We start from the raw sequence: 25,177 nt of genomic DNA, 5'->3' as shown, positions 1-25,177 counted from the left end.
AGACTTGTATGACTGATAACCAGTTCGTTTTGTCTGGCACGGTTTGTAAAAAACCTAAATTCAGTCAAAGCCCAGCCGGAATACCACACTGTATTTTTGTGTTAGAACACAAATCTACGCAAATGGAAGCAGGACTTAATCGTAGTAGTTATGTTCGCATTCAAGTGGTTGCCAGTGGCGAAAGCTTAAAACAACAAACTCAAGATATTGATATGGGCACGCAACTTACTGTTCGCGGTTTTATTAACCGTCACGAAGGCCGAAATGGCGTGAGTCAGTTAGTGTTACATGCTCATCATATTGAAAGAATTACTATTGGAGATTTATCTCATGGCACGTTACTTCAGACGTCGTAAGTTCTGCCGCTTTAAAGCGGAAGGCGTACAACAAATCGATTATAAAGATCTAGCTACTCTTAAAAACTACATCACAGAAAGTGGCAAAATCGTACCTAGCCGTATCACAGGTACTAGCGCTAAATATCAGCGTCAACTAGCTGCAGCTATCAAGCGTGCACGCTACTTAGCCCTTCTTCCATACACTGACTTACATAAGTAAGCAGCGGTTTAACTAGTTTTTAAAAGGTGTAGAGACATGCAAGTTATTCTACTAGATAAAATCGGTAACCTTGGTGCGCTTGGCGACCAAGTTTCTGTTAAAGCAGGTTACGCACGTAACTTCCTTTTCCCTAAAGGTAAAGCAGTTCCAGCAACTAAAGCTAACATTGAATCTTTTGAAGCACGTCGTGCTGATTTAGAAGCTAAAGTAGCTGAAGAACTAGCAGCATCACAAGCCCGTGCAGAGAAACTAGAAGCGTTAGCTGAAGTTACTCTTGTATCTAAAGCTGGTGACGAAGGTAAGCTATTCGGCTCTATCGGTACTCGCGATATCGCTGACGCTATCACAGCTGTAGGCCTAGAAGTTGCTAAATCAGAAGTTCGTCTACCTAACGGTACTATCCGTGAAACAGGTGAATTCGATGTAGCTATCCAGCTTCATTCAGAAGTAACAACTACTATTAAAGTAATTGTTATCGCTGAAGCTTAATCAAGTTTCTTGATTAGTAAAAACCGAGCTAAGGCTCGGTTTTTTTATGCCTAAAATTCGTACTTTTTAATCAGTTAATTACCTTGTTTTACATGAGGTGTTTACTCAGATTTACAAAAACAAATTAACATATAACCGAAAAGTATTGATTTGTATAAACATTGCGCGATAATGACAGCGTTGTCAAATTTGATTTCTATTAGGGACTGGAAATTGCGAGTTATCAATATAATAAAAATAAAAGGGTTCACTCTGATTGAAGTAATGATCACCGTGACCATTATCGGAATTTTATTAGCTGTAGCACTGCCAGCTTATGGTGATTATGTGAAAGATGGTCGTCGTGCCGAAGCGCAGCAATACCTTATGCAACAAGCTGGCATATTGGAACGAAACTATACGCGCTTAGGTCGATACCCTAATGAACAAAATATCACATTTAAAGCATCAGATTATTATGCCTACACTTATAAGCCTGAAAATGATACCGAGTTTTCATTAACAGCTGCACCAAAAGGGGCGCAAGTTGGTGATAAATGCGGTTCACTCTCTATTAATCAGCAAGGTGTTACATCTGCTGCTTTAGCATCATGTTGGCAATAATTATGAAACGTCAGTCAGGTTTTACACTTATTGAGGTTATGACTGTGGTTGGAATTGTGGGTATTTTATCTGCTGTTGCTACACCAAGTTTTATTCAATATATCAAACAAGACCGCTTAGTAAGCACGGCTAATGAGCTTATGAGTACCTTCAAAATGGCGCGAAGTGAAGCGATTAAGCGTGAAAAAATCGTCACCTTAACAGCGCAAGGCTCTAAGTGGTTAGCAAGTATTGATAATCAAACATTTGTTGTTTTTGATAATGATCTAACGGGAGTCGTGGTATCTGGTGTTACCACGCAAACAATCACACCGTTGGGTGAGTTTCCAGTCACTAGTATTGATATTAGTGATCGCGATGGTGATACGACAGATCGCTGTTTCCGTGTATATGCCAGTGGACAAAGTAAGATTGAAAAAGGGAATTGTTAATGAGCAAAATACAAAAACATACAAACCAAGCCGGATTTTCGCTTGTTGAGGTAATGGTAGCACTGGTTGTTTCTAGTTTTGCTTTATTAGGTATGGCAGCTGGACAATTGCAATCACTAAAATATGCCTCTAACTCATTTGACTATACGTTGTCACTTCTACAAGCAAATAATGCCGTTGAGCAAACGTGGGCGAACTTATGCGATTTACAAAAGGGCAATGTTGCATTTGCTGATGTAACTCCTGATGCTCAATTTAACAAATATACAATTGATTTTGAGAATAACTTCAACAGCGATTTTTTTCGCGTTGGCGTGAGTTGGTCTGACAAGCGAATCAATGATAATAATTTAGCAAATCGCGTCGAAATTGAAGCTAGTTTTCCTGATATTTCTGGGAGTTGCTAGCAATGATTAAATATGTAAAAAATGGGTTTACGCTTGTTGAGTTGATGGTAGCTTTAGCGGTAAGTAGTTTTTTGATGGCTGGTATTTCCTATGTGTATATCGCTATTAGCCAATCAGTCGACACTTCGAAAGAGCTTGAAAACGCGCAAGAAGTTTTAAGGTATAGCTCGGAAGTATTTACCCGAAGTTTAAAGCAAACTAAAACGATACCCACAATTCCTAATGCAAATACCATTGTAGTTGAGCAAGCAACTTCAGGTGCGACCGCATGCAATAGTACTAAGCCAGCAGTGCCTTTTATCGAGACCTTTACTTTGATTGATAGTCAATTACGCTGCCAGGTAAATGCTGCCGATGAACAAGTTTTATTAACTGGCCTACAAGATATTAGTTATCGCATAAATGGTAATTTGGTAGAGATCACATTAATACCAGAGAATTTAAATGTGGATATGCTGGCAAATGGATTTCGAATAGATATTGCTCTTAGCGGCAAAATACTAGAAGAGGCATTGAATTAATGAATAAGCAAAATGGTTTTACCTTACTTTCTGTAATGATATTAACCACAATGACGAGCATTATCGTATTGAGTTCATTGCGTGATAACTTTATTCAAGAACGTTTAACGGGTAACTATCAAAAGAAAATGAATGCCCGTTTAGTGTCTGAGAAAGGGATTTTTGAGACACATAAACGTGTAATTGAAGAATTGAGTAAAAATCCAGATGCAACCATTGCGGAATTAATAAACGATACCTTAGGTGAAAATCCTTATATTACTGGCAGTGCAGAAACCGATAATATGTCTTATGCTGCTCAGTTAGGTGTTAACAGTGACGGCTTGTTGGAGTTAAGCAGTGACGGTAAGCGCTTTGAAGGTGCAAACAATACAGTTGCACTTTTTGAACTGGTAAATAAAGGTGCTGCGTCTGCTTTTTCTTCTGGTTTAATTGGTTGTGAAGGCGTTACATCTACCGCGGGTGGTCGAATAGATGCCTATAACTCCAGTTTAGGGGCATATTCTCGTGAAACATCGATCCCTGCATCAGCAACTACTACTATTCATCAAGATAGTCATGTGACGTTGAGTGGTGGCGCCAGTGTTTGGGGCGATGTGAGTGCAACTGGTAATATTAAATTGTCTGGCGGTGCAACAGTTTATGGTGATGTACATGCAAATGGCAATATAACCATTGATGTAGGCCCGCAAAATGGCCGAAAAAGTGATGAAATGCCTGAAGGAGAGACTATCTATATTTCTGTATCTGGAGATGTTTTGTCAAACGGGGACGTTACTCTTGCACAAACTCAAATAGGTGGTGTTATTCGGGCTGAAAAAAATCTAACGCTAGGCAGCGGTCGCTTAAATGAGGTGCTAAACCGAGAGAATAACGGTAAAGATATTATGTACGGAGGAACACTTACGACTCCTAATTCTTTGCCTTCGCAGTACAATCAAGATGGTTTGTTATATACCGACTCTACATTTAACGTACTTCCAAATGTGCCAACAGTGCCATCACGTCCGCCTGATAGTGAAATTGATGAAAACTTTGACACTACAGATCCAGCAAAAAACTGTGATCCAATTGGTATTGATAACAATATGAGTGAATACAAAGAGCTTGGCTTAGAATCGCTTGCTTTGAGAAGTGAAAATTCAATTTATACGCTGTATGAAAGGTCATATACAGCTCCATCACAAGCGCCAGTTTGGGGCGAATCATTTCCTAGTTTATCAGCAAGAAATGAGCAATTACCTACTGGTGAAAGCGTGCCAATGTTCAAAGTTAAGGATCTACTACTTAATGGTGGAGCATTAAAAATTGCTGCAAATAATGATGTTTATTTATTTGTAGATGGTGACTTTACCTTGACTACAAGTGGGTCTTCAAAATTAGAAATTGAGGATGGCGCTAGCCTTACTTTATTCGTAACAGGCAAAGTTCATATTCAAAAAGGTGTGGTTCAGACTGAAGGTATAACTGAATCAGGTAACCCTGTATTTTCAATCTACTCATCTTACCAAGGTGAAGATGGTGTAAAAGTAAATGCTACAGGTGATTTTTATGCTGCAATTTATGCTCCTAAAACAGATGCGTTGATAAAAGCAAGCGGTTCAACAATGGGTTCAATTCGTGCCAAAACGGTATCTATTGATGGTGCGGGAGGTTTTCACTACGATACTAAGTTAGGTGAAATTGGTAATGTTTCTACCTGTTGTGGTGCAACAAAGCTCGTCTTCAAAGGCTGGCGTTATTTATAACTTATCATTAAATGTAAAACGCTCTTTTAAAAGGGCGTTTTATTTTTTCTCAAAAAAATTAATTTTCATTTAAACCTTTCCAAACCCTTCTTACGTCTAATAAAGTAATCAACAAGATAACAACACAAAGGAAGTTGACGTGTTAATTGATGCAGAGCAGCGTTTTGTCAAAGAACAAGAAGCAAACTTTGATCTGCAGTTAATCGAAAAAGTAAATATGGGTGATAGGCAGGCATTTCATGACTTGTACAACCGTCACTATAAACGCATTTTTGCTCTTACTTTACGTTTAACAGCAAATGAAAGCCTTGCTGAAGAAGCACTACAAGAAGTGTTTGTTCAGTTATGGCAAAAGCTATCGAGTTTTGATGGCAAAGCAAAGTTTACGACTTGGCTGCACAGTGTTGCTGCCAATATCACAATCAGCTATTTGCGAAAGCAAACTAATTGGTTGCAAAAAGTGGTGAGTTTTGAGCAAGCAGGTATGCCTGAGCAAGAAGTCGAAATGTGTAACGACCTTAATGGGTTAGATAAATACATAGTGCGCTTACCTGAAAAAGCACGTCTGGTTTTTGTGTTGTTTGCGGTTGAAGGGTATCGCCATGAAGAAATTGCAGAGCAATTAAATATGGCGGTGGGGTCATCAAAAGCTCAATACCATAGAGCACGCAGTTTATTAAAAGAGTGGATGAGTAATGAAACAGACTAATTTAGATCAAGTGTTAGATGACGCAGTTGCTCAATTGCCAACTGAAATCAGCCCTAAGAAAGACTTATGGCAAGGTGTTGAAAACGCCATTGCTAAGCAGCCAACACAGACTGAAAAAAAATCACATGTTTGGCAACAGGTAACCGCACTTGCAGCGTGTATGTGTTTGGGGTTACTAAGTTATCAAGTGTTCTTTAACCAGCAGAGTAATCAGTATGAAGCCGGTTTACAGGCGATGACCCAGACCTTTAAGCAAGAAAAACAGGCGTTACTAGTTAAATACAGTGATCAGAAAGCCCTTGCAGACAACTGGCAAGCGCAATTGGCGGAATTAGAAGATGCTGAAAAAGCGATTAAGTTAGCATTAGAAAATGAACCAGAAAACGCCACATTACTTAGAATGTTATCGCAAGTTTACCAGCAGCAACTTGATTTAATTAATAAAGTTCACAAGCCTAGCTGGCAACAAATTTAAGAGGAATCGTTATGAAATTATTAGCCATTGCATGTACAAGCTTACTTTCATTTTCATTACTGGCGGGCGAACTTGTTGATAAAACAATTGATGTGCCTGAAAACAACAAAATTTTTATCGAAAATGATCAAGGCAAAATTACCTTGAAAGGCTGGGATAAACAGCAAATGCAAGTGTCTGGCACCATAGATGAGCGTGCTGAGGGGTATATCTTCCGTAATAAAAGCGGTGGTCGCACAGAGTTTGTTGTTGAAATGCCACACCGTTATGAGAATAAAAATAGCAAAGGGTCAAACCTGACTATTTATGTACCAAAAAATAATTTGGTTAACATTGAAAGTGTAAATGCCGACATGGATATTGCTGCGCTAAGTTCAGGTATTGTACTTGATACCGTAAACGGGGATATTGATATTCAAGATGTTGAAGGCCGCATCAGTTTAGATACAGTAAATGGTGATATTAAATCCGCTAATTTAAATGGGCGTATTCATATTGAAACCGTTAATGGTGATGTGAATGACACAAACTCACAAGGTGAAATTCGCTTTGAAGCTGTTAACGGTGATTTAAAAAGCACTACTAAGAGCCAAGATGTGCGCATTGAAACCGTTAATGGTGATGTTGAAATCAATGCTGAGACCATCAAAAATCTTGATATCACAACCGTAGGTGGTGAAGTTGAAGTGTCAATGGAAGCACTCACCAGTGGTGCCAATATTCAAGCGGAAAGCGTAAATGGCGACATTGTGTTAAAGCTACCGCAAGATCTCTCAGCTGCAATCGAAATTAATGCGCATGCGGGTGGTAAAATTCGCAATGGCTTATCGAAGGATAAACCTAAAAAAGCAAAGTATGGTCCATCAAGTGCATTAGAGTTTCAACTTAAAGGCGGCGATGTTGATATTGAAATTGATACCGTTAATGGTCGCATTGAGCTGAAATATAACTAAACACCGCTTATCGACAATAAAGCCCAGCCCAACGCTGGGTTTTTTTATTGGTTCTGGTTAGAATAGCTAGATTCACTTCGAGTTAAATCTAATCATGGCTAAAGCAGATAAACAGTTAGATACCTTAAAAGTTCCTCCGCACTCCATTGAAGCGGAACAATCCGTTTTAGGCGGACTGATGCTGGATAATGAAGCATGGGACCGTGTAGCAGAACGTGTTGTTGCACAAGATTTTTATACCCGCACCCACAAGTTGATTTTCCAAGCAATGGAAAAGCTGGTTGAAAGCGGTCAGCCTATCGATTTAATTACGATTTCTGAAACATTAGAAAAAACCAACGAACTTGATTCGATTGGTGGTTTTGCGTATTTAGGTGAAATAGCCAAAAACACTCCAAGTGCTGCCAACATTAACGCGTATGCTGAAATTGTGCGCGAGCGCGCAGTTGTACGTGAAATGATCCATGTTGCCAACGAAATCGCAGATGCAGGTTATAACCCTGAAGGGCGCGATAGCCACGATTTACTTGATTTAGCTGAAACCAAAGTTTTTAAAATTGCTGAGCAACGTACTAAAAGCTCAGATGGTCCGCAGAATATTCATAACATTCTAGAAAAAACCATTGATAAGATTGAAGAGTTATACCAATCACCACAAGATGGTGTAACTGGGGTAAGTACAGGTTATACCGACTTAGATAAAATGACAGCAGGTATGCAGCCGTCTGACCTCATTATTGTTGCTGCACGTCCGTCAATGGGTAAAACCACCTTTGCAATGAACCTTGCTGAGCATGCGGCAATGACCCAAGATAAGCCAGTGCTTATCTTCTCGTTAGAGATGCCTTCAGAACAAATTATGATGAGGATGTTGGCATCCCTCGGTCGAATTAACCAAACAAAAGTACGTACTGGTCAACTTGACGACGATGACTGGGCGCGTCTTTCATCGACCATGGGCTTGCTTATCGAAAAAGGTAAAATGTATGTGGATGATTCATCTGGCCTAACGCCTACTGAATTGCGTTCACGTGCACGCCGTATTGCGCGAGATAACGGCGGTATCAGCATGATTATGGTGGATTACCTGCAGCTTATGCGTGTTCCGAGTTTACAAGATAATCGTACTTTGGAAATTGCAGAAATTTCTCGCTCACTTAAAGCGTTAGCAAAAGAGCTCGAATGCCCTGTAATCGCGCTTTCTCAGCTTAACCGTACGCTAGAGCAACGAGCCGATAAACGCCCAATTAACTCTGACTTACGTGAATCAGGCTCTATCGAGCAGGATGCCGACTTAATTATGTTTATCTACCGTGACGAAGTGTACAACGAAGATTCGACAGATAAAGGTGTGGCAGAAATCATTATCGGTAAACAACGTAATGGTCCAATTGGTAAAGTACGCTTAACTTTCCAAGGTCAATTCTCGCGCTTTGATAATTATGCGGGACCTGCTGTGGACGATGACTATTAATGCGATTAGCATGTGCCGAAATTAATCTAACAGCGCTTAATCGTAACCTTACGCGTGTAAAACAGCTTGCACCAAATGCTCGCATTATGGCGGTTTTAAAAGCTAATGCGTATGGCCATGGCTTAGTAACAATAGCGCAGCATCTTGCAGATGCCGATGCATTTGCGGTAGCACGCATTGATGAAGCATTGGCATTACGCGCGGGCGGTGTAATAAAGCCTATAGTGTTACTCGAAGGTGTGTTTCGTTCAGAAGATTTGGCCATTGCTGCAACCAGCAATTTTCATATTGTTGTACATGATGAAGCGCAGCTTTCTATGCTTGAAAACACGGCGCTTATTAGTCCAATCACCGTGTGGCTAAAACTTGATACGGGAATGCACCGACTAGGTATTGAACCAAGTTTATGTAGTGACTTTTATTCGCGATTAGATGCTTGCGAAAATGTTGCGCCAAATATTAAGTTAATGACACACTTTGCCTGTGCCGATGATACTGAAAACAGTAAAACCAACGAGCAAATGGCGCAATTTTTCCAAAGTATCACTAGTTCAGATAATGAACTTTGTTTAGCTAATTCTGCAGGCATAGTAGGTTGGCCAAATAGTCACTGTGATTGGGTAAGACCAGGGCTTATGCTTTATGGTGTATCCCCTATGCTAGGGGCAATCGGTAAAGATCACCAACTTAATGCCGTGATGCGCTTAACATCGAGCATTATTGCAATCCGCAATGTTAAAGCGGGTGAAACTGTGGGTTATGGTAGCGCTTGGCGAGCAGCCAGTGATACCCGCATTGGTGTGATAGCAATGGGTTATGGTGATGGTTATCCAAGACATGCACCCAATGGCACGCCAGTAATTATTAATGGAAAGCGCTTTTCAATTGTTGGGCGCGTTTCTATGGATATGATCACGGTTGAGTTAGGTGATGACGATTCGGTTGTACTTGGTGATGAAGTTGAGCTTTGGGGACCAAATTTACCCGTTGAAGAAATTGCACAATTTGCGACTACGATCCCCTACGAACTACTTTGTAATATTACTCCGCGCGTAGAATATAAGTATATTCAAGAATAAACGCTCTTTACAAATAAAGGAGAGAGTTATAACAGCTCTCCTTGGAGCGTTGCCACTAAAGTGCGAGCACCACCGTAGTCTCTGTGTTCGCCAAGGTAAACTCCCTGCCAGGTTCCAACATTTAATCTACCATCGGTAATTGGGATGCTAATACTCGAGCCTAAAGTGCTTGCTTTGATATGTGCAGGCATATCATCATCGCCTTCATAATCATGCTGATAATAACTTTGCCTTTCAGGTACAAACTTATTGAAGTGACTTTCCATATCGATACGCACTGTGGGATCAGCATTCTCATTAATCGTTAAGCTAGCAGAAGTGTGTTGAATGAATAAGTGAAGAATACCAATGCGGTATTGGCTTATTTCGGGAAGTTGTTTAATTAACTCATTGTCAATTAAATGAAAACCTCGCGAGCGAGGTTTTAACTGAATACGTTTTTGTTGCCACATAATAATTAAAGCTTATCGAAACATACCTCAATATGAGCAGCACCAAAATCAGAGGTAAATGGCATGATGAGCTTAGGCCCTTCACATTTGTGAGTAATCGTGTGTTCTTTGCCTGAAACCACAACAGGTGTTGCCATATCAAACTCATACCCTTTATCACCCAGTAGGTTTTTTGCGCCACCGGCAACCATATTCGTAATTTCACCTACCATATCGGTTACTTCTTCATTTATTTTTTCTGGACGCTCACCAAGCATGCGCTCCATAATCGTCATGGCCAATTCGCCATCAAAGGTAATTGAAAGAGACCCTTTGGTTTGCGGGCCAACCATACCAATAAGACCTGACACATCACCAACAGCCACTTCTGTTTTCTTAATTTTGGGTTTGCCAGGCGTTAAGTCAGTTTGCGCCATCGTAGATAACACATTGAGTAATGAAGAAATAAAAGGGTTGATGAATTCTACATTCATATTTTAGTCCGGTTCCGTATTCAGGCGTTTATCATCTTTAATTCAAGAATGAACTTGCAGTTTTTGCAAACTAATTCTGATATTTATTGGCACTTTGTGCAAATTCCACGCGCTTCGATTGTTTGTGAAACGACTTTAAATCCTAATTCGCTTGCTTGATTATTTAATTCATGAGCGATTGCATGTGAGTGAAGCTCTTCCACATGACCGCACTTTTCGCAAATTAGCAGCTGCACAGGGTGAGTGTGTTCAAAATGATGGCACAGCATAAATGCATTGGTGCTTTCAATTTTGTGAATGAACCCCATTTCCGCTAAAAAATCGAGCGCTCTGTAGATTGTGGCTGGCTTTGCATTTGGTTCAGTTTGTTTTAACTGCTCCAATAAGTCATATGCGCCAACTCCAGCTTGAGTTTCAGCTAATAAGCGAAAAACTTTTTCGCGAATTGTGGTAAAGCGAACCCCTTTATCGTTACAAACGACTTTCGCTTTTTCTGTTAATGCTTCAACGGTCATAAAATTGTTCCTCGATATCAAAGTCATCTTACCACAATAAAATTAACTATTTGTAGTTAAGTCTTTATTTGCAAGCTTGTTTATGAATATAAATTGAGCAAAAGCAAAAAATCGAGTAGAATCGCGACCCCATATTTACTGAGGTGTAGCGTGAATAGACGTTTTTCTGTAGCCCCAATGCTGGATTGGACTGATCGGCATTGTCGTACTTTTCATCGACAATTAACTAAACATTCAGTGTTATACACTGAAATGATAACAACTGGTGCCATTATTTTTGGTAAAGGTGATTACTTACACTTTGGCCAACATGAACAACCGGTAGCGTTACAGTTAGGTGGCTCAGATCCTAAAGCGTTAGCTGAATGTGCAAAACGTGCAGACCAATATGGTTATCAAGAAATTAACTTGAATGTAGGTTGCCCATCAGATCGCGTTCAAAATGGCCGCTTTGGTGCTTGCCTAATGGCTGAGCCTCAGTTAGTGGCTGAATGTATTGCAGCAATGAAAGCTGAAACAGACGTTCCTGTCACAGTAAAAACACGTATTGGTATTGATGAACAAGACTCTTACGAATTTCTTACCGCTTTGATTGAAGCAAACTATAACGTGGGGTGTCGTGATTTTATTATTCATGCGCGTAAAGCGTGGTTACAAGGATTAAGCCCGAAAGAAAATAGAGAAATCCCGCTGCTTGACTATGATCGCGTTTATCAACTTAAACGAGATTTTTCGGACTGTCATATTTCACTCAATGGCGGGGTGAAAACCATCGAAGAATGCTTAACACACTTACAGCATATTGATGGGGTGATGGTGGGCCGTGAGGCATATGCAAACCCTTATATGTTGGCAGAAGTAGATCGTGCTATTTATGGTGATGAGCAAAGTGTCATACTTTCTCGTCATCAGGTAGTGCGTAATATGTTTGATTATATCGAATCAGAAATGACACAGGGCGCTAACTTTTGGCATGTTGTAAGGCATATGCTAGGTATTTTCCAAGGTCAGCCAGGCGCTCGTTCATATCGTAGGCATTTATCTGAAAATGGTCACAAAAAAGATGCGCAAATTTCGCTATTAGAAGAAGCGTTGGCATTTGTTCCTGAATAACACTATCCCGAAATAGGGAAAAGCAAATTCCGCTTTCGGGAAAAGAGAAGGCTAAATAGTGGTGAATTTAACCATTGTTTAGCCTTTTTTTATGTTTGAATAATAGGTTTGAAAGTTATTTCTATATAAATCAATTTGTTAACTATTTGGCACGCTCTTTGTTATGTATTAGGCAAGATATGAATTTTCGAAGCAGACGTTATGTTAGCCAAAATAGTTACTACAGCGTTGTTACTTATTAATTTACTGCTGCAAAGCTTTATTGCGACGCAAGCGGAAAAACAAACGCATATTGAACAAATATGTGAGCAAGTACCAAGTGTAGCGAGTATTTTGCATTTAACGTGTGAACAAGGAGCTTAAAATGTTGGACCTATTTGATTTATTTAGCTTATTTTTATTACCTGTTATTAGCTTACTTATCACTGTAGGTGTATGGCATGGCTTAATGGGACAGCGCAGCTTGTTACTATCAAAATAGTAACGAATGCGCTTTGATTTCTTCCTGCCTTTTGGCTTAGTGCCATACAAAAACTAAGTTTAATTAGTACACCTCTATTAAAAACTCCCATTCTTTTTTGTGACCTATTTTAACTATTTGTTTAAAACTCGTACTGGGATTTAAACTCGCTTCACACCTTTATTAAATTTGCTTTTATTTCCTTCGCGATGTTATTTGATTCATTCAAAAAATGGTAAAGCTATCGCTTTTAACTCTTGGATTAAAATTTTAGTTAAAAACGCTAACTAGTTGGTTAAATTGACCAGTATGAAATGAGTTGAAGAATTTGTCTTATGTTAAGTGTTTGATATTTAATGTTTAATTGTTTTTGGCACAATGATTGGAATAGATAATTGTCAGAGAAAAATATCAGTCATCAACAGGAGAGAGTTATGGGCATTTTTACTCGTTTAACAGATATTATCCAAGCAAATGTATCAGCAGCATTAGATCGCGCAGAAGACCCTGAAAAATTAGTACGTCTTATGGTGCAAGAAATGGAAGAAGCGTTAGTAGAGCTTCGTTCAACTTCTGCAAGTCTTATTGCTGAGAAGAAAACTTTGCAACGTAAATTAGCTAAACAACAAACGTCAGCAGATTACTGGCATGCTCAAGCTGAAAAAGCGTTGCAAAAAGAGCGTGAGGATTTAGCAAAAGCAGCATTAATTGAAAAGCAAAAAGCGAATAAAGAGATTGATGCTATCGCACCAGAAATTACGCGCATTGATGAAGTGCTTGGCAAAGTCTCAGCAGACAGTCATTCACTGCATGAAAAGTTATCGCAGGCAAAAGGCAAATTAAAAGAATATCAAATTCGCTCTCAATCAGCTGAAGTACGCGTAAAAGCAAAATCACAACTACACAGTGAACAGATTGACAGAGCATTAGAGCGCTTTGCTGAAATTGAACATAAAGTTGACCGCATTGAAGCACAAATTGAATCGTATGAGGTAACACAAAGCTCAAGTTTAAAGCAGCAATTTGATGATCTAGACAAAAATGATGCGTTAGATGCTGAATTGGCGAGCTTAAAAGAACAAGTTGCTAAAAAAGCGGCTTAGGAGGCGATGATGAGTTATCAAGTTAATAAGGGTAGTTTTTATAAAGACCGATTAAACAAAAAGGTATCAGGTGTGTGCGCCGGTTTAGCGCTTGGTAATAATTTGCCAATATGGAGCGTGAGACTCGGAGCGCTGGCTGCATTATTCGTTTTTCCGGTTGCAACACTACTTGCTTACTTTGTTGCCGCAATGGTACTTCCAGCAAGATATTATTAATTTTTTTGATTGTGGGGGCAAAGTCAATTAGCCCCTAACAATTTACAATAATTAATAATTTTCAGGTACTTTTTGCATCTTCCTCTGTAGTATACTGAGTTAAAACATAGAGGGATTAACATGTTAAAACGCTACCTATTTTTAGTTATTTCACTTTTTTCTTTTTCATTAGCAGCCAATCAGGTTGTGGTATCTGATTTTACTGTGCGCGAATTTATTCCTGGTGCACCTTCAAGCGTAGGGTATTTTCAACTTGCAAATCATTCGGATAAAAATTTAGCGCTAAGTTCAGTGTCAATTGAACAGCTTGGCCGCGTTGAAATTCATAATCATATTCAAAAAAATGGCATGATGAGTATGGTGAAACTAGATAAATTGGCAATTGATGCGCACTCGACTAAGGTGTTTCAGTCAGGTGGCTTGCATTTAATGCTTTTTTCACCTGAAGCGAAATTAATCAAAGGTGAAACGCTAAACGCACAATTTAATTTTGTTTCTGGCCTTACTATTAATGCTAAAGCAACTATTGTTGGCATTAATGAAAGTATTGAGAATGAACATCAGCATCACCACCATTAGGAGGGGATATGCAACACAAAGGTAAAATAGCAGCTGCGGTTGCGTTTATTTTTTTATTTTTTTACTTAATTTCGGTTTATTGGAGCATTGAACCAGAAGTATTTAATGTTCAACAGCGAGCTGAACAAGTTGCACAAGAGCAACAGCAACAAGTTGTCACAGGCTTTGTTACAACAACGGCTGTAATTGAAGTTGCCAGTGCATTACTCGATAAGCCTGGTGGTTACTTAACGAATGATGTTATGCCTCCTTCTGTGCTTATGGATAATATGCCTTCATGGGAGTTTGGTGTACTTGAAATGACCCGTGACATTACTCTGGCAATGCGCAAAGATTTTAGCCGCTCACAGTCTCAATCAACTGAACACCCAGAGCTCAAAACGGCCCAGCCTCAGTTTAATATCAATTCAACCGCATGGTTATTACCAAGTGCAGAAGATGAATACCAAAAAGGCATCGACGCACTTATTCGCTACCGCAAAGATATTGCAAACCCTGTAGATTCGAGCGCGCAATTTTATGCACGCGCTGATAACTTACGTGCTTATTTAAAAGAAGTGGAAAAACGCTTAGGTAGCTTAAGCATGCGGTTAAGTAGCAGTGTAGGTCAAAATAAAGTTAATACTGATCTTGCTGGTGATTCAGCTGCGCAAAGAGCGAGTTATGCACCAGCACATCAACTTGTAAAAACCCCTTGGCTTGAAATTGATAACGTATTTTATGAAGCGCGTGGCGCAAGTTGGGCGTTATTGCATTTCTTTGCTGCCATTGAAAAAGACTTTGCTGATGTGCTAGAAAAGAAAAATGCACGAGTGAGTGTGCAACAAATTATGCGCGAACTTGAAGCGACACAAGAAAGCGTTTGGAGCCCAATGGTGTTAAACGGTAGTGGCTTTGGTTTTGTTGCAAATCACTCATTAGTAATGGCGAATTATTTATCGCGTGCTAATGCGGCAATAATCGAATTATCAGAATTACTCTCTCAGGGATAACATAATGAAAAAAATAATGTTGGGTGCAGCGCTAATGGCTGCAACGATGACACCACAAGTAAAGGCCGATACGCTACTGGGTTTATATGTGGGTGGTGATTATTGGGCTGCTCAATCATCTGGTGGTTTAGGTACATCAAGTGACCTGCAAAACTTCAATTTTGAAGACAAAGAATACGGTAGCTATTACGCTGCATTTGAGCATCCAATCCCGTTAGTGCCAAATGTAAAGCTAAAGTACACCCAGCTTGAGTTAAATGCTGATGCGAATTTAAATACCTCATTTGGCTTCGGCGACAAAGTATTTAAAGTGAACTCAACAGTCACTGGTGATAGTGACTTAAGCCATGTTGATTACGTGCTTTATTATGAAATTTTTGACAATGATTTAGTATCGATTGACTTAGGTTTATCTGCAAAGCAGTTTGACGGTTACGTAGCTGTAAAAGGTGATGATCAAAGCCTTGGTATGAGCGAAGAATCTGTCGATTTTAACGGCTTTATTCCGATGGCTTATGGCGCTGTGCAATTTGGCTTACCATTTACGGGCTTAAGTGCATTTGCTGAAGGTCAGCTATTATCAATTGGCGATAGTAAAATTCAGGATTACCAAATCGGTGTTGCTTGGGAATTCATTGATAATATGGCGGTGGATGTAGCGATTAAAGCAGGTTATCGTTCAATGTTGTTAGAGCTTGATGATGTTGATGATATCTACACTGATATTGAAGTTGATGGTTTATTTGCTGGTTTGCAAGTTCACTTCTAATTCAAAATAGTGACAATTTTGCCAACCTTATTTGTTGGCAAAATTGACTTCAAAACTCTTCTCTAACGCCTTTTTTAAACATTCCAAATACTGATTACTTAGCTTGTTGCTTGTTAAGCGCGCTAACGAAAAACCTGTTTGCGTAAATTTGTAGTAAGTTAAAATACACCCTTTACGTTTAGCAGTTAGTGTTAAGGTGCCATTGGCAAAACTTAAGCTTTGGCTTTCCCCTCTTTCAAACGCTTTTGATTCAATTTCTTGCTGATAAATTAATTCAATATCGATTAACGTCAGAATGTCAGGGTAATTAAGGCCTGCACTGCTGAGATTAACGTAGCTTTTTTTGTTTGGGCTTAAAAAATTAAGCAAGCTTGGCGTAAGGTAGCTACCAGTAATTATTTGGTGAAATCCATCATTTGCTGATTTACCTGCACAGCCTGTTGCGATTTGTAAAACATCTGCTTCTTTTGGGGTAATGTGCTTTAGCGTAATTAAGCTTTTATAAGAAAAGGAACCAGGATTAATCACTTCACCAGCCAGTACTTTAGCCCACAATTTTTGAATATTACTGTTGCTGGTATCTTCGGCTAATTCTAAAAAACGCTCAATCCAGTCAGGATCAGGTTCACCTTGAGAGGTTACCGGAGGGCAATAATGCTGTGCTAAGCCCAGAATTGATTCGATATTGTTTTGTTTTCTTACCAAAGCGAGTTTACGGCGTTTTTGAGCGCGCTGTAGTGTACTTTCAGTGCTGTTGTAATGTGGAATAGGATTTACTGTTTTTGAAACAGTGTCTTGTGCTAAGCGTTTGGTAGTCGCTTCAGAGTCTGATTTAGTGTGTTCAACACCCACTTTATTTTTAATTATTTGCGCTAAATGTTGTTGTGCAGTTACGGGTTTAATCGCCATGCTATTTATCCAGCCTTTGACTTTTACACAGGGAATTTAAATTTCGTAATCCCAAATCAATCGCATCCTGCGTTTTATATTTATAATATTGCGTCAAAATGCTGCCAATGATTGGGGCGTTAATTCCTCCTTCAATTGACCAAGTGACTTGTAACTGCTCAGCAAACGGTAAGGCCTCAATATGTCCTATATTGGTGTGTTGCTCAATTACGCTGGTATAAGACATCCGTTGTTGGGTCATAGCGGTTACCGTCATTTCGCCAATATTATCGCCGCTTTGCCACTTAAGATACGCACCAATTTTATTACTGTTGGCGAGCTCTAATTCTTTCCATGTCTTTTCATAGGTTGCAAAGGGGGTCCAAAAGTGCCAATTAGCTAAGTCCAATACCCAGTTCTCAAACTGCGCTTGTGTGCAATGACTTGTTACTGTCTTTGCAATGGTATAACGGTTTGGCAATAGTGCGCTGGCAATGGCTATAAACAACACTAAACTAAACAATGTGCGAATTAAGTACCGCATTTCACTCCGTTATTTTATAAAATACTAATCTAACCATAGTATTTTTAAAGATTATAATTAATAGTCTATACTAGGTAAGTGACTGATGCTAACGTTGCTTTAGTACCGAGATTTACGGTCTACCGTATGGCGAGTATTTAACCAATAAGAAAAAATAATTGTGACCAGAGAAAAAGTTCAAAGGTCTTGTGACGACGTAGAGGTTTCATGACACAACCTGCCGAAGAACAGTTTTTATTCTTGAATGAAGATGATGACGAAACCCCTGAACAGTACTCTGGATTTTGGGATGTTTTGATTGTAGATGATGAGCCTGAAGTACATTCTGTTACTCAGCTTGCTCTATCAGGCCTTTCTTTTTGGAATAAACAGCTGAGATTTCATCATGCTTACAGTGGTGAAGAAGCTGTTAATAAGCTAGCTGAAATCCCCAATATTTCTGTGGTGTTACTTGATGTTGTAATGGAAACGGATGATGCGGGGCTGGTGGCTGTTAAACGCATTCGTGAAGAGCTTAACAATTCACAATTACGAATTATTTTACGTACAGGGCAACCGGGTTACGCCCCTGAAGAAAACATTATTCGTGAATACGATATCAATGATTATAAAACTAAAACGGAGCTTACTCGGGCAAAATTAGTTACCTCACTTGTTACAGCATTACGTTCTTATCAGCAATTATGTGAATTATCAGAACACAACACGGGTCTTGAAAAAGTACTTGATGCTGCAAAATCGATTAATGGTTTGGAGGATTTAAGTGCCTTTGCTTCGCAAGTTATAGAGCAAATAGCTAAACTGCTAGATGGCACTGGCGATGGTGTGATTGTTACTGCTGAAGGTGGGCGTTCCGCTGTACTGGGTGGCAGTGAAGAATATAAAAGCACGGTTTGGCAAGGTATTGAACAAATTGACAATAGTCGTGCACTTGGCGTTTTACAGCAAGCCTTATCGAGTAAAACACATCAAATTTCAGATCATGACAGCTGCTTTTTTGTTGAAGATGATAAATCACAATTTGCCATTTATCTTGAGACCAAAGAAATGGTTCACGACCAGCAAATTAAGCTAATTGAAATCTTTTTACAAAACGTTTCAGTTGCGTTTAAAAATGTGCGTATGCTCAGTGAGTTACGTGATGCAGCTTATAAAGATAAACTTACAAAACTACCAAACCGTAATGATTTTATTAATCAAATAGAGCGTTTTTACTCAGAGAATGCAAACCAGTTTACACTTTACTTTATTGATATTGCTGATTTTTCATCGATAAATAACGGTCTAGGCCAAGATGTTGGTGACCTGCTATTACAAGCCGTTGCTACGCGTATTCAAGAAGATGTGATTGGCATTCGTTATTTTGCGCGCATTGGCGCAGATGTGTTTGCTGCATTGGTGGAGTCTGAAAAAGTAACACCAGATTCATTAAATCATATTTTATCGCTGCCTTTCCTTGCTGGAGAGCATTTGCTCCCTGTGAATTTTCATTTGGGGGTATGTGAACAGCAATACTTCTATAAGGTCGGCAAAGATACACTTAAGTCATGCTATATCGCCCTAAATTTAGGCAAAAAACATTCTAGATTTAATTACGAATATTATCTTCCTGAAATGGAAGAAAAAATGGCATGGCAACTTGGCGTTTTAAAAGAACTTCGTCACGATTTTAGTGAGCATAAGCTAGAAGTGTGGTACCAGCCTCAACTTTGTTTAAATACACGAAAAGTGATTGGCTGTGAAGCCTTGCTTCGCTGGCCAAATGAGCAGGGGAGCTTTATTTCTCCAGCGATTTTTGTGCCTTTAGCAGAACAATCCGGGCTGATTTTACCGATAGGTCAGTGGGTGTTAGAACAAGCCTGTAAAACTCAAAAAGAGTTGCAAACTTTGGGATTTGATATGCGTGTGGCAGTCAATGTATCTGTGCCACAATTTCGTGATCCTCTATTTGTATCAAAAGTTAAAGAGACATTAGCAAACTATCATATTTCGCCCAATCGAATAGAGCTTGAAGTAACTGAAAGTATTGTGATGGATGAGCCTGAAATTGTGGTTGAGGCGCTCACCGAGCTAAAAGAACACGGGTTAGAGATTGCAATTGATGATTTTGGCACAGGGTTTTCGTCATTGTCGTATCTGAAAAAACTGCCGCTCAATCGTATTAAAATAGACCGTGCCTTTGTAAAAGATATTCCTGAAGATAGTGGTGCCATTGCTGAGCTGATTGTATCACTAGGTAAAAAGCTTGGTTTAAACACAATAGCTGAAGGAATAGAAAGCGAGGAACAAGCCAGTTGCTTGCAGCTTATGGGCTGTGAAGAGGCCCAGGGTTTTATGTTTGCTAAGCCAATGCCATTTGAAGAGCTAAAACAATTCTTGCTGTCTAAAAAATAAACACTAGAGGCGGGCGCTAAACTCAGCTATAATTTGCGGCCATTTTATTCTAGGGGCATTTTATGGCTGCTTTATCAGCAGAGCGTAGTCTTTTTTCATATCCAAAATATTGGGCTGAGTGTTTTGGCCCAGCACCTTTCTTACCAACCTGCAGAGAAGAAATGGATGCCCTTGGTTGGGATTCTTGCGACATAATTATTGTTACGGGTGATGCCTATGTTGATCACCCAAGTTTTGGTATGGCGGTGATAGGCCGAGTACTTGAAGCGCAAGGCTTTCGTGTAGGTATTATTGCGCAACCAGATTGGTCATCAAAAGAAGCATTTATGTCGCTAGGCAAGCCGAATTTATTTTACGGTGTAACTGCGGGTAATATGGACTCGATGATTAACCGCTATACTGCTGAAAAGCGTTTACGTCATGACGATGCTTATACGGCTGGTAATGTCGGTGGTAAACGCCCTGATCGCGCTGTGATTGTATATAGCCAGCGTTGTAAAGAAGCCTACAAAGATGTGCCAGTGGTTATTGGCGGCATTGAAGCAAGCTTACGCCGTATTGCTCATTTTGATTATTGGTCTGAAAAAGTACGTCGCAGTGTTATTTTTGACGCCAAAGCCGATATTCTAATTTATGGTAATGCTGAAAGGCCGCTAGTTGAAGTTGCACATGGTCTTGCCGCTGGTAAAACCATGGACGAAATGCATGATATCCGTGGTACAGCGGTTATTCGTAAAGAGCCATTACCAGGCTGGCGCGGTTCAGATTCTACCGCGATTGATAAAATTGGTAAAATAGACCCAATTCCAAACCCTTATGGTGCAGATGACGTAGGTTGTAGCAAATCAGAATTTAAGCAAGCCGGTATTGAACTGGGCGTTGAAGCTCAGCCAATTACTATTCAGCCGCCGCGTTTAAAACCGTGGGAAAAAGTGTATGTAAAGCTGCCAGCTTATGAGCAGGTAAGTGTAAATAAGCCTTTGTATGCCCATGCATCACGCATTTTACACCAAGAGACCAACCCTGGTTGTGCCCGCGCGCTTTTCCAGCGTCATGGTGATCGTTCAGTTTGGGTCAATCCACCGGCATTTCCTCTTGAAACACAAGAGATGGATGACGTGTTTGGTTTACCTTACCAACGTGTGCCTCACCCTAGTTATGGTAACGAGAAAATTCCTGCCTACGATATGATCAAAACCTCGGTCAATATTATGCGTGGGTGTTTTGGTGGTTGTTCGTTTTGTTCAATCACTGAGCATGAAGGGCGAATTATTCAAAGTCGCTCTGAGCAATCAATTATTGATGAAATTGAACAGATTCGTGACAAGGTACCGGGTTTTACTGGCGTAATTTCTGATCTTGGCGGCCCAACAGCTAATATGTATAAACTGCGCTGTAAAAGCAAAAAAGCTGAGAGCACTTGCCGTCGTTTATCGTGTGTTTATCCTGATATTTGTAAGCATATGGATACTGACCAAACGCCAACGGTTAATTTGTATCGCAAAGCACGTGAAGTGAAAGGCATTAAAAAAGTACTTATTGCGTCAGGTGTGCGCTATGACTTGGCCATTGAAGACCCTAACTATGTTAAAGAGTTAGTGACACATCACGTTGGCGGCTACTTAAAAATTGCCCCAGAACATACCGAAAATGGCCCATTATCTAAAATGATGAAGCCGGGTATGGGCACGTATGATCGCTTTAAAGAACTTTTTGAAAAGTACTCAAAAGAAGCGGGCAAAAAACAGTATTTAATCCCGTATTTTATTTCTGCTCACCCAGGTACAACAGATTTGGATATGGTCAATATGGCATTATGGCTGAAACGCCATGATTTCAAATTAGATCAAGTTCAAAATTTTTATCCGTCGCCGATGGCAAATGCCACTACCATTTACCATACCGAGATGAACTCGCTCAAGAACATTAAGAACAACACGGAAGTTGTTAGTGTGCCAAAAGGGGCGCGTCAACGTCGCTTGCATAAAGCGATTTTACGCTATCACGACCCTGCCGGTTGGCCAATGATCCGTGAGGCATTAAAGAAAATGGGCAAGGCGAACCTTATTGGTAATGGTCCTAACTGTTTAGTGCCTGCAGAATCAAGAGATGAGCAGCGTAAGTCTAGTCAGAGTAAAGGTGGCAGGCCTGCACTTTCTCGCCATACGGGTTTTGGTCAGTTTAATAAAGCAAATACAAAACCTAAGGTGGGTGGTAATAAGTCGCGTGGTGGTAAATCAGCTGACTTTAGTAAAGGTAGAAAAAAAGCCAGCTCATAAGAGTTGGCTTTTGAATGTTACTTTACTCAATCGGAATTCCCTTCCTGAAAACAACTATACGGTTTTTAGCTTAAGCTAAACTGAATAACTTAAGCTTAGGTTAAATAACTCAAGTTCAGCTTAAACAAAAAATGGCGAGCTAATAGCTCGCCATTTTAGTATTTAAATTAGATTACTCTTTCTCAAACGGCACGCCATTTTGCATCCAGTTTGGTGCGGGCTTACCTTTAAGGTGGTGATCAAAGTATTCCATCATACGAATTGAGAAATCCACTTGGTTAGGAAATTTCTTCAGGTGATGTGGTTCACCTTCGTATTGTAAGAAAATCACATCTTTACCTGCACGGCGAAGCGCTAAGTAATATTGAATGCCTTCTTGCCAAGGCACAGCGCCATCTTCATCACCAAACATAATCATAATTGGTGTATTCACTTTATCTGCGAAGAATACCGGTGAGTTTTCAATGTAAAGATCCAAACCTTCAAACAAGTCTTTGCCAATGCGGCTTTGTCCAGTTTCGTACTGGAATTGACGTGCAAGACCTGATTTTAAACGAATACCGCTGTAAGCACTGGTCATATTTGACACTGGTGCACCCGATACAACTGCTTTAAACATATCTGTTTGCGTTACCATAAAGGCGCTTTGGTAACCTGCCCACGAGTGACCTTGTAAACCAATTTTGTCTTTGTCTGCAACACCCATATCAATCAGTTTTTGTGCTGCGTTAATCATAGTCTGAGTAGATGATTTACCTGGGTGTCCAATTTCAAAACGAATATCAGGTAAGAAGATAGCGTAACCATTTGAGGTAAACATTGGGAAATTTGGTCTGTGGTTTAACTCCATTTTCGGGAAGTCATACATACGTTGGCTCATATAGCGGTAGAAATAAATTACCACAGGTACTTTATCGCCTTTTTTATAACCAGCAGGTTTAATTAACACGCCTTGCAAATCTTCACCGTTATAGCCTTTATATTTTACCAGCTCTGGTTTACTAGCCCATGCAAAATTCTCTTTTTGCGAGTTCAGGTTAGTTAATTTTGTTGATGAAGAAAGCGACGTGTCGCTTAACCAAAAATCAGGAAATTCATGGTAGCTTTGGCGTGTATAAATTAGTGTATCAGCATTTTTGGCTTTCTTTACTAGGTCAAAACGCGCTTCGCCAGCTAAAACCTGTTCTAGCTGATTGTTTGCTAAATTAAGTTTTGCAACGCCGGTTTGTTTGTTCTCTAGGTTAAAGCTTGAAAGTAATAAGGTATCGTTTAAATCAAAAGATAGTTTGTTTTTATCTAAGTTTTTAACGCGATAACGTGTTTCGTTCTTATAACCATGAGTTAAACGCGCGCCTTGCTGCGTGTTTACATCAAATGCCCAAATGTCATATTTGTCATATACATAAAGGGTATTACTATCGCTGCTCCAGCCTGCAAATCCATAGCCAGGTTGTTCACTTGGATAATCGTGTTGGTCGTCGGCAAAAGTGGCTCGAATGCCTTTGGTGATAGCATTAAGCTTGGCGTCTTTAAGCGATTTAAGTTGAACTTGGCCTTTATCAAAGTATGCGGCAAATTGACCATTAGGTGAAAGGGTAGGACGCTCGCGGGTGTTTTCGCTAATTTTAACGCTGTTACCTGTTTTAGTATCTACCGCATAGTAATCAGCAAAGAAACCATCATACATAATTTTGTGAAGATGTGGCTTATTGCTATAACCAAGTAAGAATTGTTTTTCAGTGTGTAGGCTTATATCCGTTACCAGTTCAGTTTCGAGCTGTACGGCTTTACCGCTGTTTAAATGAAATACCGCTTGGTAATGGCGATTTTTATTCTTTTCATTCCATTGTTGAATTTCGCGCGGCTTAATTTCAGGATCTTTGTGATGCCATACTTTTAAACCTTTTTGGTCACGAATCACATCGTAATCATAAAGGTCGTTTTGCTCTTTATATTTTTTTTGTTCAATTTTTGCTGAGAGTAATGGGCGTGTCTCAAAATAAAGGCGCTCACCAGTTTCAGACCATTTCAGTTGAGCTGTTTTACCAATAAACCAATTTTCGATAGGTGTGTCGATTTGCTTTAACTGATTACTTTCACTTTGCCATAAGTAAAGTGAATGCTCACGGCGGCGTGAATCATCATTAACGTAATTACCGACCGAAAGCGCTAGAACATCATTAACTGGGTGCCATACAAGTTTGTTTGCCACAACGCCAGGCTCAGTAAATAAGCTGCTCGATTCAAAATTTGGTAGGGCAATTTGGCTAATGGCGTTTTTATCGCCTTCTTTGCTTACTTGGCTCACAACAAGCTGCGCGCTACTTGGTGCAATGGCGTAAGAAAGTACGTTTTCAATCGAATGTTTTTGCTCGTTTGTTAAGTTTACAATGTTAAGGGTGTAAACTTTATCTTTTTTATCCGCCTTTAATTTTGCGTCTTTATCGTCTTTGTCTTTTGATTTCTTATCTGCTTTTTTATCACTTTCTTCTTCGTCTTTTTTCTTAACTTCAGTGCGGTAAGCAAGCCAATTACCATCATTTGAAATGGCAAAGTCTTCAACACGTTCAAAAGTGATGATCTCACCTGAACTGGTGTTTACTAACGATAAATCATTTTTTAGCTTTTTCTTTTTATCTTTTGATGCACTTTCACTGGCTAGTAAGTCAGGCTTAATGGTAAACGCGACCCATTTCTCGTTTTTATTAATAACCGGTGATGTACCTCGCTCAACGCTTGCAAGTAGCGCCTTGTTATTTAGCGTGTAAACCTGTCCTTCGCTGTTACCGCGATAAGGGCTTGCGCTAAATGCGAGTAAATTTCCCTGCTCTGAAAGTTGGGTAGATTTTGCGTATTTAAAATCAAACACGTCTTTAAATTGAAGAGATTCGCTGGCGCTTAATGCAAAACTGGTTGCTAACGCTAAGCTTGAAAGTGTAAACGCGAGTTTCAT

28 protein-coding genes are annotated in these 25,177 nt (G+C 39.7%); 22 read left to right on the top strand and 6 right to left on the bottom strand.

Going from position 1 to position 25,177, the window contains the following annotated elements; all coding sequences use genetic code 11:
* Window positions 1-8: 8 nt before the first annotated feature.
* The 13 genes from priB to alr all read left to right on the top strand — a co-directional run bounded on the left by priB (window position 9) and on the right by alr (window position 9,447).
* Window positions 9-356, top strand: a complete 348-nt coding sequence (priB, locus tag AAEU29_RS16675; protein ID WP_421974354.1) for a primosomal replication protein N — start codon at window positions 9-11, stop codon at window positions 354-356.
* Window positions 331-558 (top strand): 30S ribosomal protein S18, encoded by a 228-nt coding sequence (rpsR, locus tag AAEU29_RS16670; protein WP_010561953.1) that lies wholly within the window; start codon window positions 331-333, stop codon window positions 556-558. Before priB ends, rpsR begins: the two co-directional genes overlap by 26 nt.
* Before the next feature lie 36 nt (window positions 559-594).
* Entirely contained in the window at window positions 595-1,047 is a 453-nt protein-coding gene (gene rplI / locus AAEU29_RS16665; RefSeq protein WP_372770114.1) for a 50S ribosomal protein L9, read from the top strand.
* A gap of 213 nt (window positions 1,048-1,260) precedes the next feature.
* Entirely contained in the window at window positions 1,261-1,650 is a 390-nt protein-coding gene (locus AAEU29_RS16660) for a type IV pilin protein (RefSeq protein WP_421974353.1), read from the top strand.
* A 2-nt stretch (window positions 1,651-1,652) separates the two neighbouring features.
* On the top strand, window positions 1,653-2,081 hold the full coding sequence (locus AAEU29_RS16655; protein ID WP_421974352.1) for a GspH/FimT family pseudopilin: 429 nt from the start codon (window positions 1,653-1,655) through the stop codon (window positions 2,079-2,081).
* Window positions 2,081-2,488, top strand: a complete 408-nt coding sequence (locus AAEU29_RS16650; RefSeq protein ID WP_105170419.1) for a type IV pilus modification PilV family protein — start codon at window positions 2,081-2,083, stop codon at window positions 2,486-2,488. Before AAEU29_RS16655 ends, AAEU29_RS16650 begins: the two co-directional genes overlap by 1 nt.
* Window positions 2,489-2,490: 2 nt before the next feature.
* Complete coding sequence (locus AAEU29_RS16645; RefSeq protein ID WP_421974351.1) at window positions 2,491-3,009, top strand: prepilin-type N-terminal cleavage/methylation domain-containing protein; 519 nt, start codon at window positions 2,491-2,493, stop codon at window positions 3,007-3,009.
* Complete coding sequence (locus tag AAEU29_RS16640) at window positions 3,009-4,757, top strand: DUF7305 domain-containing protein (protein ID WP_421974350.1); 1,749 nt, start codon at window positions 3,009-3,011, stop codon at window positions 4,755-4,757. Before AAEU29_RS16645 ends, AAEU29_RS16640 begins: the two co-directional genes overlap by 1 nt.
* 139 nt (window positions 4,758-4,896) lie before the next feature.
* Window positions 4,897-5,466: an RNA polymerase sigma factor gene (locus AAEU29_RS16635; RefSeq protein WP_421974349.1), complete on the top strand. Its 570-nt coding sequence runs from the start codon at window positions 4,897-4,899 to the stop codon at window positions 5,464-5,466.
* Window positions 5,453-5,941 (top strand): hypothetical protein, encoded by a 489-nt coding sequence (locus AAEU29_RS16630; protein WP_421974348.1) that lies wholly within the window; start codon window positions 5,453-5,455, stop codon window positions 5,939-5,941. The genes AAEU29_RS16635 and AAEU29_RS16630 overlap by 14 nt, the downstream gene beginning before the upstream one ends.
* 11 nt (window positions 5,942-5,952) lie before the next feature.
* On the top strand, window positions 5,953-6,894 hold the full coding sequence (locus AAEU29_RS16625) for a DUF4097 family beta strand repeat-containing protein (RefSeq protein WP_421974347.1): 942 nt from the start codon (window positions 5,953-5,955) through the stop codon (window positions 6,892-6,894).
* A 94-nt stretch (window positions 6,895-6,988) separates the two neighbouring features.
* On the top strand, window positions 6,989-8,368 hold the full coding sequence (gene dnaB / locus AAEU29_RS16620; RefSeq protein WP_421974346.1) for a replicative DNA helicase: 1,380 nt from the start codon (window positions 6,989-6,991) through the stop codon (window positions 8,366-8,368).
* Window positions 8,368-9,447 (top strand): alanine racemase, encoded by a 1,080-nt coding sequence (alr, locus tag AAEU29_RS16615; protein WP_421974345.1) that lies wholly within the window; start codon window positions 8,368-8,370, stop codon window positions 9,445-9,447. The genes dnaB and alr overlap by 1 nt, the downstream gene beginning before the upstream one ends.
* 26 nt (window positions 9,448-9,473) lie before the next feature.
* On the opposite strand, the gene AAEU29_RS16610 is transcribed toward alr, so the two are convergent.
* The 3 genes from AAEU29_RS16610 to AAEU29_RS16600 form a co-directional block, all read right to left on the bottom strand.
* The gene (locus AAEU29_RS16610; RefSeq protein ID WP_274762048.1) at window positions 9,474-9,902 is read right to left on the bottom strand and encodes a secondary thiamine-phosphate synthase enzyme YjbQ; all 429 of its coding nucleotides are present in this window, start codon (window positions 9,900-9,902) and stop codon (window positions 9,474-9,476) included.
* 2 nt (window positions 9,903-9,904) lie between these two features.
* On the bottom strand, window positions 9,905-10,372 hold the full coding sequence (locus AAEU29_RS16605; protein WP_421974344.1) for a chemotaxis protein CheX: 468 nt from the start codon (window positions 10,370-10,372) through the stop codon (window positions 9,905-9,907).
* 83 nt (window positions 10,373-10,455) lie between these two features.
* Window positions 10,456-10,887, bottom strand: coding sequence for a transcriptional repressor (locus tag AAEU29_RS16600; RefSeq protein ID WP_372770089.1), 432 nt, complete (start codon window positions 10,885-10,887; stop codon window positions 10,456-10,458).
* Between the two features lie 150 nt (window positions 10,888-11,037).
* Between AAEU29_RS16600 and dusA the strand changes: the two genes are divergently transcribed.
* The 7 genes from dusA (at window position 11,038) to AAEU29_RS16565 (ending at window position 16,119) form a co-directional block, all read left to right on the top strand.
* On the top strand, window positions 11,038-12,000 hold the full coding sequence (gene dusA / locus AAEU29_RS16595) for a tRNA dihydrouridine(20/20a) synthase DusA (protein WP_421974343.1): 963 nt from the start codon (window positions 11,038-11,040) through the stop codon (window positions 11,998-12,000).
* 201 nt (window positions 12,001-12,201) lie between these two features.
* Window positions 12,202-12,363, top strand: a complete 162-nt coding sequence (locus AAEU29_RS16590) for a hypothetical protein (protein ID WP_421974342.1) — start codon at window positions 12,202-12,204, stop codon at window positions 12,361-12,363.
* Between the two features lie 531 nt (window positions 12,364-12,894).
* On the top strand, window positions 12,895-13,563 hold the full coding sequence (gene pspA, locus AAEU29_RS16585) for a phage shock protein PspA (RefSeq protein ID WP_421974341.1): 669 nt from the start codon (window positions 12,895-12,897) through the stop codon (window positions 13,561-13,563).
* A gap of 9 nt (window positions 13,564-13,572) precedes the next feature.
* Window positions 13,573-13,779, top strand: coding sequence for a PspC domain-containing protein (locus AAEU29_RS16580; protein WP_421974340.1), 207 nt, complete (start codon window positions 13,573-13,575; stop codon window positions 13,777-13,779).
* Between the two features lie 120 nt (window positions 13,780-13,899).
* A complete protein-coding gene (locus AAEU29_RS16575; RefSeq protein ID WP_421974339.1) occupies window positions 13,900-14,358 on the top strand; it encodes a copper chaperone PCu(A)C in 459 nt (152 codons plus the stop codon).
* Between the two features lie 8 nt (window positions 14,359-14,366).
* The gene (locus AAEU29_RS16570) at window positions 14,367-15,350 is read left to right on the top strand and encodes a DUF2333 family protein (protein WP_421974338.1); all 984 of its coding nucleotides are present in this window, start codon (window positions 14,367-14,369) and stop codon (window positions 15,348-15,350) included.
* 4 nt (window positions 15,351-15,354) lie between these two features.
* Window positions 15,355-16,119, top strand: a complete 765-nt coding sequence (locus tag AAEU29_RS16565) for a TIGR04219 family outer membrane beta-barrel protein (protein ID WP_421974337.1) — start codon at window positions 15,355-15,357, stop codon at window positions 16,117-16,119.
* Window positions 16,120-16,146: 27 nt separating this feature from the next.
* On the opposite strand, the gene AAEU29_RS16560 is transcribed toward AAEU29_RS16565, so the two are convergent.
* Window positions 16,147-17,028, bottom strand: a complete 882-nt coding sequence (locus AAEU29_RS16560; RefSeq protein ID WP_421974336.1) for a TIGR03899 family protein — start codon at window positions 17,026-17,028, stop codon at window positions 16,147-16,149.
* A gap of 1 nt (window position 17,029) precedes the next feature.
* Window positions 17,030-17,551 carry an SRPBCC family protein gene (locus tag AAEU29_RS16555; protein WP_421974335.1) on the bottom strand — a complete coding sequence of 174 codons (522 nt, stop codon included), beginning with the start codon at window positions 17,549-17,551 and terminating at the stop codon, window positions 17,030-17,032.
* Between the two features lie 207 nt (window positions 17,552-17,758).
* Here AAEU29_RS16555 and AAEU29_RS16550 point away from each other — a divergent pair, with 207 nt between their 5' ends.
* Complete coding sequence (locus tag AAEU29_RS16550; protein WP_421974334.1) at window positions 17,759-19,945, top strand: bifunctional diguanylate cyclase/phosphodiesterase; 2,187 nt, start codon at window positions 17,759-17,761, stop codon at window positions 19,943-19,945.
* A gap of 62 nt (window positions 19,946-20,007) precedes the next feature.
* Window positions 20,008-22,224: a YgiQ family radical SAM protein gene (locus AAEU29_RS16545; RefSeq protein ID WP_421974333.1), complete on the top strand. Its 2,217-nt coding sequence runs from the start codon at window positions 20,008-20,010 to the stop codon at window positions 22,222-22,224.
* Between the two features lie 172 nt (window positions 22,225-22,396).
* On the opposite strand, the gene AAEU29_RS16540 is transcribed toward AAEU29_RS16545, so the two are convergent.
* Window positions 22,397-25,177: a S9 family peptidase gene (locus AAEU29_RS16540; RefSeq protein WP_421974332.1), complete on the bottom strand. Its 2,781-nt coding sequence runs from the start codon at window positions 25,175-25,177 to the stop codon at window positions 22,397-22,399.

Source organism: Pseudoalteromonas aquimarina (genome assembly GCF_049257255.1).
Classification (GTDB): domain Bacteria; phylum Pseudomonadota; class Gammaproteobacteria; order Enterobacterales; family Alteromonadaceae; genus Pseudoalteromonas.
This window is presented reverse-complemented; position numbering and strand designations above follow the sequence as displayed.